The 11,309-nt window shown below is 53.8% G+C and carries 11 protein-coding genes; 1 reads left to right on the plus strand and 10 read right to left on the minus strand.

What is annotated here, in order from left to right:
- The coding region (locus NB063_RS31920; protein ID WP_250933875.1) for a recombinase family protein at positions 1–1,943 on the minus strand (1,943 nt) is incomplete at its 3' end.
- Between the two features lie 20 nt (positions 1,944–1,963).
- Between NB063_RS31920 and NB063_RS31925 the strand changes: the two genes are divergently transcribed.
- Positions 1,964–2,167: a hypothetical protein gene (locus NB063_RS31925; protein WP_250933877.1), complete on the plus strand. Its 204-nt coding sequence runs from the start codon at positions 1,964–1,966 to the stop codon at positions 2,165–2,167.
- Positions 2,168–3,884: 1,717 nt separating this feature from the next.
- On the opposite strand, the gene NB063_RS31930 is transcribed toward NB063_RS31925, so the two are convergent.
- The 9 genes from NB063_RS31930 to NB063_RS31970 form a co-directional block, all read right to left on the minus strand.
- Positions 3,885–4,832 carry an alpha/beta fold hydrolase gene (locus tag NB063_RS31930; protein WP_250933879.1) on the minus strand — a complete coding sequence of 316 codons (948 nt, stop codon included), beginning with the start codon at positions 4,830–4,832 and terminating at the stop codon, positions 3,885–3,887.
- Between the two features lie 32 nt (positions 4,833–4,864).
- Positions 4,865–5,137, minus strand: coding sequence for a hypothetical protein (locus NB063_RS31935; RefSeq protein WP_250933881.1), 273 nt, complete (start codon positions 5,135–5,137; stop codon positions 4,865–4,867).
- A 402-nt stretch (positions 5,138–5,539) separates the two neighbouring features.
- Positions 5,540–5,899 (minus strand): hypothetical protein, encoded by a 360-nt coding sequence (locus NB063_RS31940; protein ID WP_250933883.1) that lies wholly within the window; start codon positions 5,897–5,899, stop codon positions 5,540–5,542.
- A gap of 119 nt (positions 5,900–6,018) precedes the next feature.
- Entirely contained in the window at positions 6,019–6,546 is a 528-nt protein-coding gene (locus NB063_RS31945) for a DUF5662 family protein (RefSeq protein ID WP_250933885.1), read from the minus strand.
- 592 nt (positions 6,547–7,138) lie between these two features.
- The gene (locus NB063_RS31950; RefSeq protein WP_250933887.1) at positions 7,139–7,687 is read right to left on the minus strand and encodes a hypothetical protein; all 549 of its coding nucleotides are present in this window, start codon (positions 7,685–7,687) and stop codon (positions 7,139–7,141) included.
- Between the two features lie 107 nt (positions 7,688–7,794).
- On the minus strand, positions 7,795–8,181 hold the full coding sequence (locus NB063_RS31955) for a hypothetical protein (RefSeq protein ID WP_250933888.1): 387 nt from the start codon (positions 8,179–8,181) through the stop codon (positions 7,795–7,797).
- An 802-nt stretch (positions 8,182–8,983) separates the two neighbouring features.
- Positions 8,984–9,733, minus strand: coding sequence for a DUF1559 family PulG-like putative transporter (locus tag NB063_RS31960; RefSeq protein WP_250933889.1), 750 nt, complete (start codon positions 9,731–9,733; stop codon positions 8,984–8,986).
- Between the two features lie 68 nt (positions 9,734–9,801).
- A complete protein-coding gene (locus tag NB063_RS31965) occupies positions 9,802–10,227 on the minus strand; it encodes a DUF7674 family protein (RefSeq protein ID WP_250933890.1) in 426 nt (141 codons plus the stop codon).
- Between the two features lie 534 nt (positions 10,228–10,761).
- Positions 10,762–11,309 (minus strand): hypothetical protein (locus NB063_RS31970; RefSeq protein WP_250933891.1); only part of this gene is annotated, 548 nt, incomplete at its 5' end.

Raw genomic sequence — 11,309 nt, forward strand, 5'->3', positions numbered from 1 at the left:
TGGTGCTGGTGGACGGTTACTGTCCAACTACACACTTGAAGGAACTCCAGTGAGTGTGTGGTTGGACAACCTTTCTGCTTCCCGATTTCCACCAATGCCGGGACCGGATTGAGGTTGACCTTGGCTTTCCAGGTGTGTGTGCGTCCTTGCTTCTCGCCGAGCGATACACTCACGCGACCAACCATTTTCGAAAGGATGCTGTGCGCCGTGACGACATCGTCGTGCAAGAGTTCCCGCAGGCTAGCGAGGAGCGTTCGGATCGTTTCAACGCCGAGCGGTTCGGGGCGGAAGTTGGCTTTCGCTGTGCGTGCGAGTTCCGCCTTCAGCTCAGTCAAAGTGCTTTGATCAGTCTGAATGCTATCGACCAGGCTGTCGGCTGCTACACCCTCATCGAGGCCAGAAAGACGCTGTCCGTTTCGTCGTAACTTCGCCTCCAGGGAAGTGATCTGGCGTTCAATTTTCTTGGTGTCGACATGCGGTTTGGCTGCCTCTTCCATCAGGAACTCGTTGGCCTTGACGCAGAGTCGCTCTGGATAGCCGTCGGCAAAGAGCAGTTGCTTGATCGGCGTCAGCAGGCACTCTTCGATAATGCGAAGAGACTTGGACGACTTGAGATCGCAGCCACGCAAGCCGTCCTTTCCGTAGGGGCAGTGCAGTTGAACATAGGTCCCCGCGGACCGATTGCGCCACAACGGAGAGTTGCACTTTTCGCACCATAGGTCGAAGAGCATGTTCGGATAGGCCTCCTGCCGAGATTTGACGCGTCTTCCTTTCGGCGGATTGGTGTTGCGAGAGGCCTCTTTCCTTCTCTCGACCGCTGCGTCCCAGAGTTCTTGCGAGATAATTCGGCGCTCCGGGTGTTCTGCGACTAATTGCTCCTCTTCCGGTTGCGAAACGGCATGCTTTTTCCCGGTGATAGGGTCCTGGTTTCCCGTTGTTTTTCTCCACGTCCACCGACCGATGTATTTCTCGTTCTTGAGAATCTGTGCCACGGAGGACGGACCCCAGGTGGAACGCCCGAGTGCGGACTCGCTGTCGAGTATCCTCGCGATCTTCGCGGGGCTGAGTTTCTGGTTGGCGTACATGTCGAAGATCCTTCGGACGACCTCCGCCGCTCCCTCGTCGATGACGACTTTTCTCTCTACCTTGCTTTTGGATTTGATGATGACGTTGCCGTCGGCGTCTTTGCATTCGACGAGTTTGTAACCTGTAGGTGGGGCAGCGAGGTGCTTACCTTTCTTGAACGCGTCAGTCATGCCTCGATCAACTTTCGCTTTAAGTTGGTCGATGTACATTTCGCTCTGCAAAGAGGAAAATGCATGGGCGACTTTTGCGAACTCGTTCGAAGAGTCGTAGCCGTCGGCTGTTACCAATCGGCGGTCTCTCGCCTTTACAAGTTTGGCGAAGTGGAGCGACGCTTCTTGGTCGCGATGCAGGCGGTCAAGCTGATCGGCGACAATGATGCGAGGTATGCTCACCTCTGATTCGACCATGCTCTTCAGCATTTGGTATCCGGGACGAGCTGTCGTTGTCGCTGTAATGGCCGCGTCAGCAAAGACACATTCCCACGGGATAAAGGCCTCAAGACGCTTGGCCTGCTTGAGCACGTTGATGAGCTGCTGGTCCAGCGATCGCGTGTTCGAGTTGGCGTCGCTGTAGCGGACGTAGCACGCGGCCACCGTCACGTTCCTAGGGGCTCGTGACGTTGGCGTAAATTCCTGCACACTGCCGGAGCGGTAGGCATCCGCGAATTGTCTCGCCATCATCCGGTAGGACGCGTCGCTCCGCTCTCGCAGAAGTCCGAGCGATTGGTACTCGGGGAAGTGCCGGTGTTGCTCATCGAGATAGGTTTGGGCAAGTTCGAGGAGTGCGGATTCTTTGGGCAGCCCCGCGACCGGCGAGGGCGTTGAAACTGATTTTGAATTCTTGTTTTGATGTGCCATGGTTGGGAATCTTTGATGGAATGAGGACCGGTGTTGATGGACTGCACCCGGTCGGTGGTGATGTGTGGAAAATCGTTTGGGAGCTAAAGGAGAGCCCCGAATCTCCGCGATGTGAGCATTGGGTCCGCCTGCCCGTCCGCTGCGAAAACGAAGCGGTCACCTGGGATCGAGCGTATGAGGCACGACGGATGACACGCATCGATTCCGCATGGCGAACGGGCTGAGTTAAGCTCAATGGCTAGGTTGAATCAGCTCTTCTGCTGACGACTTTGGCCGTTGGTCCGGGTTTGGGACCTACTTTTAGAAAACGCCGCTAAAACCAACGTTTGAGAAGGATGTGCGGGCCCTAGTGGGGGCATCTAGAGGTAAGACATGCAAAGCCGATGCAAGACAAACCCAGTTATTTACGGGGTTTTCTGAATTGGCTTTTTTCGTTGGCGTGGAATGTCCGCCGTTGTCCTGCACCGTCTGTGGTGGATTTTGTGGTCCCGCTTCAGCGACCGCTTCCCTGTTGTCATGACGTGATCGTCTGCTGGTTCGGGGACTGGCCCCGGTTCTGTTGCGGTCGCCGTCGCCGCACCCGGCATCTTGGTGCCTTCGATGCCGGTCTATTCGATTCCGTTTGAGCCGGCGCAGAAGGTATTCACTGATGCCCGGAATTGAAGTCCCTTGTCAGACTCGCGGCGAATACGAATGTGCAGAAAAAGTGGCCTCGCCGTTCGTTCGGAGGAGCGTTTACGCCCTAATCATTCGTCTTGCCTGTTGGCGAACGGTCCAGGGGGTCGCGCCGGCCTGACGTGCGATCGCTCGCATGCCGAGGTTGCCGTTGCTGAGGAGGTCGCGAATCTGGTTGATCTTATCGTCAGGATTCTGCGGCGTTTGGGGCCGGTGGCCAGGTTCTTGCCCTCGTTGACGGCCTTGCGATTCTCGGCGGCGTGGAATTACATGTACGCTCACGAGGCGGTGGCCCCGCTCGTTCCGCGTCTCTTGGCGTTCGCTTCGAACGTGCACTCTTCGTTTCTTAATCGAACGACCTCGGGACCGATCTTCGCCGCTTTGCTGCTCGCAAGTTTTCGCCGGAAGCCAAAATCGGCCGATGGACTAAGTCGTCGTTAGAACCAAGCTAACAGTTGCATCGACAGATTCTTCGGCAGTTCAGTAACGGTCGCCAATACCAGTTGCAATGCGGTGCACCAGGTCGACTTCGCGGCATTCCTTGCCGACGAGGGTATGCGGTAAGCGAGCAAAACCCTAGCACCGCAGGTTAGATCGATGGGCACACCAACCGGCCTTCTTGAACCAAGGCGCTGAACATCGGCTCTGCTCGTACCTCGCTCCGCGATGTCCAGACCTTGATTGTTAACCGCGGTACGGATCCAACCTAAGAAACACCGTTACGTCTGTCATGGGGTAGTAGATCCAGTCCCTTTTTCCGTAACGAGTGATGCCAAAATATCCACAGAGACCGAACACCAGCCGGACACAGGCGATTCTTGTTTGGCTCCAATGCCAACAGCGAGATGCGTAGAACATCGCGAGGGCAGAAATCGCAGAAATGAAACCGAGAATCGATGAGGTAATTAGCTCCGCCCAGGGAGCCTAGAAATGTGTCCAATTTTCAATGAGATCAGGAAGTCGCTCAACAGAAACGATAAGGAAGAGACAGTAGCACAATCCAAGAAGTGCAGACAATAACGCAGGAATCAACTGCCAACGAAATCGCTTGGTTGTCGTGTTGGGCGAAGCCGCTTGAGCAGGACCAACGCCGGTTTTTGAGGCAGAGGGCGAGTATGGGTTATCGTCGGTCATGGAAAAACGAGAGCGGTGCATCAGTCGGATAGCGGCGGCGATACGCGGGCGGCGGCGAGCGACTCTACCACTTTGAGAACGGCGACCACCGCCGCTCCGTCATCATCGCCCGGTTACCCCGCCGGATCGGGTTCATCGATCGATAAATCGAGACAGTCTGTCAGCAAGCCAAGTCCGAAATTCCTCCGTGGTTGGAGGGCAGTGCTTGCAGTCTTCAATCAGCTCAATTTCTAAATTTGGAACAAGCCGCCTCATGCGATCCACCACCGCCGTACCAGGAAACGATATGTCATCGGTGCCTGCGAGTACAAGTGTGGGCATCCGGAGTCGCTGCAGTTCGTCGTCCCTCGCAAGTGGTGGCAATCTTGGATCCACCTTCATGTCCTTAAGCGCGCAAGCGATGGCGTTCGCCCAGTCATCGTCCCACGTTGTCATGATGGGCTGCAAAAGTGATCGAAGACTATTGGAAGTCGGCCAAAGCGTATGGCGGATCATTGGGAACGCCATCTTTGCGAGGCCGGTCAGGTGGGAACCGTTCGCAATCCCAGCCGGAACCATGATCGACAGTTTGGATACTCGCTCCGGCGCCTTCGAAGCGGTAAGCCGCGCCACAAACCCTCCCCAACTGACACCGAACAAGTTGGTTTGCGGTAGACCAAGTTCGTTCATTACCTCCAGCAACCAATCGGCGTATGAGTCATCGTGTACTGGTAGCTTTACCGCCGGCCCGCGAATGGACTGTCCTGGCATATCAGGCGCGTAGAGGCGGAAGCGTTTTGCAAGCGAGGGGAGTTCCGAAAGCAAGAATGAAGCCCCTGTTCGCATGCTATGCAGGCAAACTAACGGGAGACCTCCTTCCGGTCCTGAGGCCAAAACGTGAGTCGGTCCGATGGACGTCGGCACGGACAAATGCGTCACCTCGGTTTCGAGTTTCGACGCGAACTTGTCGTACCACGCGTTAAGTCGATCACGCCCCGCAGGCGTCTTCCAGATCTGAGCAGTCAAAAGCTTGTCCAGTAGGGTAACGACGGCGGAAACCGAGTCGCCGCCAAACAACTGTGGTTTCAAAAAACTCGCCATCGGCGGCTTCGGTGCACCGCTCGGTTATGGCGTCATGCATCGTTGTGCATGTACTCGATGAAGCGATTGACCAACCGTTCCTCTGCGTCAGGAGCTCTCAAACTTGAATCGAGATTAGAGACACCACTGAGTATCTCACGAGCGTGCCAAACGTCAATCAGTTCGGTCATTCCGTCTGGCTCTTCGTTCTCATCGAGATTGACCAGAGCAATCTCTGAGGTCTCAGATAGCTGGCCGACCGCAACGAAGATCGTGAGCTCATCATCGTGTGTCGCGATCGTTTGTACGAAGTGTCTTAGGTTCACGGTGGTCTCGCTATACGTTCGCGATTGCCCGTTAGAGCGGGCTTTGCGATGCAATTAATCGTTGCCGTCAGCTCGTTCATCGATCTCTTAACGCCATAACTGCCCGCATCACGCAGCGATGGGGTTGAGGCTGATTTCAAACTCGACTGGCCACCGCTCTCGTGCATGCAATGGTCCGTCCCGGTCACGACATCAATGTAGGTTCGTCGTCACCCGTGCGGTCGCGAAAAAAGCCTATTTCGGCTCGTCTCTCTTCTTCTTCAGGATGAAAAATTGCTCGATAAGGGATGTCAGACGGACGGTTTGTGTGGACTCTTTACCGACCGGGACGGGTACGGAGAGGTTAAAACTCAAGTTGATGACTTTCTCAGCGAGTACATCATCGGCTAAGGAGTCTTTCCGCTAACTTGCCGAGGTGGAGATCAGGTGAAGGCTGTATCTCTCGGGCAAACGCTTTTCAGCGAGAATGCGTTGCAATGCCTTCACGAGCTGATTCCGATCCTTTTCGTCGGCGCTGGCAATTGTCTCGATTTTCGCAGTGACCCCCATGCCGAAACGAGCAGCCGTCATCGGTATCGGATCAAGCAACGCGTATCGGGCCTCAAGTCCTTCATTGATGTGCGGCACGACCTTGTCCAAACTTTGCTCGCCACCGACTGTTATCGGTGCATCCGGCGGAGCGTCAGCCGACGTAACACTTTTACCGGCAAAGGACAACACGAAGATTAACAGGAAACACTCGGTGTTTCGCCAGCGCGACATGAAGACACCTTCTATTGCTTGGTGAACAAATGAGAGCCGTAGCCGGGCGGCCGCGGTTGATTCTCCACTTGAAAACGCGTGATCGGCAGTTCCGCGTTCATCGCTTGGTTCTGCCTGCACTACGCATGCGAGTCGAGGTTGGAGTCGAGTAGATCGATCATCGCGTAGACGAATTGGCGTTTGGCCTTGTTCAAGTGTAAGCGATTGCCGATGGTCTTGTCCGCCCATCCGCGGGCACTACCATGGTCTTGCCCGAATTCCTGCGACATCGCCGTCCAATCGCAGACCATTTCAATCAGGTCGACATCTGTCATGTCGTTCGGGTCAGCGTGGAAATCGGGGTGATGGCGGTTCGTCGTCATGTGGTGATCGATTGCCGATCGGACACGTTCCTCCATCCCATCAGGGTATGCGAACGGTTCGCCATTGCGGCGGCAGCGATGATATTCAGTGAGCCAGATGTACGGTATCCGTTCTGCGGGGCCGTACTTTGACGCATCGTGAAGGCGTGCGCGCTCGTTTAGTTCGTCGGCGTATTCAGTTACTGATGCCATCACAGCCAAACATCGACGGACACGCTCGATGTGCTCCTCGGTTCGGCGCTCGTAGAAGGCGACCATTTCTGGAGTTGGTTCAGTTGTTGTCATTCCATGATTCGTCTGATGGCAGAACGACGGCGGTAACGGGGCCGCCGCCAAAAAGCTATGATTTCAAAATTCGCGTGACCGGCGGCTCCCGTTCACCGCTTTGTTATGCCCCCGTACTCGGTGAGCGAATCGGTCGATCCGCGAAGGAACAATGAACCAACCGATCACAGCGATTGCAATTGCAATGAGAACGGTCGAGCGGTGAATCGAATTCTGCGGGCGCATTTCGGCGGTTGTCGAATTCTCTATGAATTGGTCTGCTACGGTTAGGCCAGCGGGCAACTTGGCCGCAAGCTCTGCGGTCACAATTTCGTCCATCTGTTCAACTTCATAGCGAGGCGTTTTCCAAATCAACGACCAATGTAAATCTTGTGTTAGCGGGTTCCTGAAGGGCATGAACACGAATGCGGACAGCAACAGGAAGAATGCAAGGCCGACGTACACTTGTTGGCCAAACTCTAATAGCCGGAGTGTTGATTCACGCATGGGCTTGCCGTTTCTGTGTCAGGATAACGTTGGCAATCACCCGGCCGCGACGAGAAATTGTCCATTATCAAAACGCCCGACTTCGCGCTTCGAATGCATGACGTGGTTATCCGCCGCTTTGGGATCGCGAATGTGGCGTGGTATCAATGAAGTGAACGGGCTTCGCATCAAGATCAATTGATCCGATGAACGATTTCGGGATTATGCGTCGGCGTTTTGAGGTAGCATCGGGTTCGACCTTGATGTCACCGTCAAGTTCAATCATGACGTAGTCGTCGCCAATCGCAGCAAGCGTTCCGAACGCAGTACGCAATGGCGGCATTATGCGAACGTGTTCGAGTGACGTGTTTGCCGAACCGCGATTAGACATGAAAGCATCCAATTCGCGTTGGATCGCTGCGTTAGTCTTCGCCGCGTCCTTAGCGATGGGGTAGTTTTTCGCAAGCTTGGATGTGGCGAGTACGGTTGCGTAGTCGTCATCTGTGAACACGAAGATCAGGACGCTTGCGGTCCCATCGACACTTTTAATACCAACGTGCATTCCAATCGTAAGGTATGCGAACATCGCTTTCGGTTGCGCAGTGGCAGGTTCTTGAGCCAATGACACGGTTGGCAGTATCAGCAGACCGAGGATCGCAAGCAAACGTGGGATCATAGTCAAGTCCTTGGATTTCAGTCGTGTAACGGCCGACATCATCGAGCCGGGAAGGTGATGTCTTCATTTGTAAAACACCGCAAGTCCGGCTTCGGTGGATGTCACGGTTATCTCGATTGTTCTTGCCACGATCTCTTGAAGCTTGAGCTCAGCAAGCCGACCTCGTACTCAGCGATATTTTGAAAACGCACTTCGTTTGTCGCGTCTTGGCGAGATGTAATAAAACGCACTATGCAATTGCGACGGAGCAATAAAATATCCATGAAACCAGGATCCGCAATTGTTGTTCGCTTGCGATCATCGACACCTAGGCAAAACTCTTGGTTCGGAAGCTTGGCATCAGCAAGCAGTTTCGTCGCAACACGGCCCGAGTTGCGATCCATTTCGTCTGCGAACGCTTCAGCAGCAAATCGTGTCCAATTCATCATTGCCAGGTAAATCGCAAAGAAAAGCACAAGCAGAAGCATCAGCCGGAGGGAGAGTTTGGATTTCATCGTTGCCTCCAATGCGACCCTGGATTCGGCCTGGGCTTGTTGAGGAGAGAAAACGACCCGCATCACCGAATCGGGGCAGTTGATGTTCCATTTAGAAAAAAACGCAAGCCCGGCTTCGGTGCATGTGATGGTTCGTCGATCATGTTCGTTTCGCTGCAGTCAACTCATCGTCGGTTGGAAACTGGTCGGAATTGCCCCGACTGGCGTTCGATCGTTGCAACTTCATAAAGAAGCGCGATTACAGCAACTACAAGTACAGCAAGCCATGCGATTGCCAGGGAAGAAACTGCCACTCCTTGTAATCCCAAATCACCGAACAATATTTGGTATCCTATGATGGTACCAACCACGACGGCTGCGATGGAAATCAAGCATGAACACATGAGGGTTCGCACGGATGGGAGCTTCTTACTGCAAGCGTTTGCAAGAAAGCTAAATTGATACATGCATGCCAACTGAGAACTGACTAATGCGGTTAAAGGCAAAAGCGGGGCGTCGAACATAAGTGTCTTTAATTGCACGAACAGCTCCAGTGGACGCATATTGCCATGGAATAGGTAGTCAATGCACAAGAGCATCAGGTATGGCGCAACAAATCCTATGCACGAGAACGCAGCTACGACCGACGCGCTGCGAAAATTGCGTTCATGAACGGCAGTGTATCGCGGTGAGCTTTCGTACGGATTCATGCTTGTTGCCACGACGAACGCCCAAAATCACCCGGTCGGGAGAGCTGAGTTTTTATTTGCAGAACCGCGCAGGCCTGACCTCGGTGCATGCCATAATTTATCCATTCTTTGCCTTACGGTTCGATTAACATACCGCTGGCAATCAGTCGATCACGAGAAACGTCTTCTTCACCGTTGACGGTAATCAATGCCCTGAGCGTACCCGGATCAATCGCGGGATTCAATCGATAAACGGCGCCATCCACAAAAAGCACCAACGGACCGCGTGGGTCATCGCTAGATATTGAAGTGTTGCCATCATTGACGGTTGGTGCCAATTCGCTGCCGTCAAGATCCATTGGTTGCAGCCAATGAATGTCACGCCGTGCAGTTTCGACAACGGCAATCGTGCATTCCGGCGGGTCAGTAACATCAGTGATTTTGCGACCTTGGACAGCGCCAAAAGCGTCGTCGCCAACCACCATGAGGAACGCCGTGTGGTTGTCCATCTGTTCGTTAACGCGGAACGCGTAGGGAATACCACAAATCACGAGCTCGTCTGGGTGTGGGCCTTTACCACTGCGCAGAGGACGAGAGTGAATCGTCCGATTGTCGACTGAGTCCCAGGTCGCGTTGAAGTCGTAATGCATGAACAGAGGCGAGGAAATCATGAACGGATTGCATCGGATTCGCCAACTGTGCCCGTCGAGATTTGGCGGCGGGAAAGTCTTGTACGCCGCGTGGTAATTGTGCAACGCCATTCCGATCGCACGCAGGTTTTGGTCGGGTGACACGCGCGTCTGATGAGAATCCCAATTCGACCATAGTGCGTAGCCCAGAATGGGCATCAGGAAGACACAAATTGTGATGGTGAGATTACGCATCAATCATTATTGCCACTCAGTTGGACGAACGCCATCCGTAACCGGGCAGCGAGGAGAGACTGTCCATTTCAATTCGGGCCAACTTCGCCGCTCCGGTTCACGTCATTGTTACCCCATTTGGTCATTTCTGCAGCAGTTTCGTCCCATTTCTTGATTGTTACTGGCAACATCAATGGTCTGAGTTTATCAGCAATCGCTTTACGCTGTTGAAGAAGTTCAAAAAGACGGATAAGTGACGCATTGCGAGTGTAGTCGTCCCCAAATATCGCTAGTTTTTCCAATACGTCAAACAGTCTGCTCAATTGGTTTTCGTCGCTGCCATTGGCAGCGAACTCAATCGCGTCAGCCAGTTCAAACGTTTCACCGAAATCAAGAAACTGCTCGCCTAAGTCTTCCATCAGCCTTGATCGCTCAGATTTGTCAATCCTACGGCGGAAATCGGGAAACGCAGCGAGAATCATCCCAAAGGCTGTCTCCCGAGAGATGACGTCCATTGGCGAAACGCCGTCTCTATCATCCCATGGGTTATCGTCGGGTGCGTGGGGGGGACCGTATGACACGAACTCGTGATCGCATCCCGTGTCGTACGAGAACTGTTTTAGTGGGCTGATGAATGTGGCCTCGTATGAATCATTGGGAATATCGAGATTCTCGCAAATTGCTTTGACCATGGTTTGGCAATTGGCGAATTTGACGTGGTTGTGATCTAAACAAATCCGCATCTTTATGCGTCGCCAATCGTCGCTGGTTTCATGGACGTCAAACCACCCAATTCCCCTCGTGACGGTCGGCGAAGTGCGACGACAGAGCATGAAGGAAATGCTCGCTGCAGTTTTCCATTGGAACTGTGCGTGAAAATTCAGTATCGCGAACCCATCGTCATGTTTTGAAAACGCGTCAAGCTTCATCGTCATTGACTTGGCATGGTGCGAACGACCGCCGTAACCGGGGGGGCGCCATAAATTCAAATTTCAGAAAAAACGCGTCGTCGGCCGCTCCGGTTCACGGCCTGGTTCTGCAGACCCGTTTCAGTGTACGACGTACGTGCGTTTCAGCTTATCGGGAGTAATGAAGGCGACTTCCTTGCTGCGGTCGATGGCAACGTGCACCCCACCTTTCGCCTTCAGTCGCAATCGGGGCTTTGTCCTCAGATCCGACAGATTGAAACCCTCGATCCCTTGGGTCAGATCAACGGTTTCGCTCGTGCCCTCGTGATCGGTACAGACAAAGACGTTCTCTGCGCCGTCTTTCGGAACGATCGTCATGAATTTGACCAACTTCCCGTTCACGTCGTCATGAATGGTGAAGCCCACCTCCTCGCGACGAACGATCATCGTATCGACGTATCCGCGGTCGCCAACGAGATCGATTCGCAATTCCTGCTGGTCGACGGGTGCCGAGATGACGCACAGGACCATCATGAAGAACTCAGTTACGACTCTTGCTACTGGTTCCATCTGTTTCTCCTTTTGCAGAACGACCAAGATAACCGGGCCGCGTGGAAGGTATGATGAGCGAAGCGAACGTACGACGAGATTCCGCTTCGGTGCATCGATTTGTTCAAGTAAGCCGCTAT

The sequence above is a fragment of the Aporhodopirellula aestuarii genome, assembly GCF_023701485.1.
Classification (GTDB): Bacteria; Planctomycetota; Planctomycetia; order Pirellulales; family Pirellulaceae; genus Rhodopirellula; species Rhodopirellula aestuarii.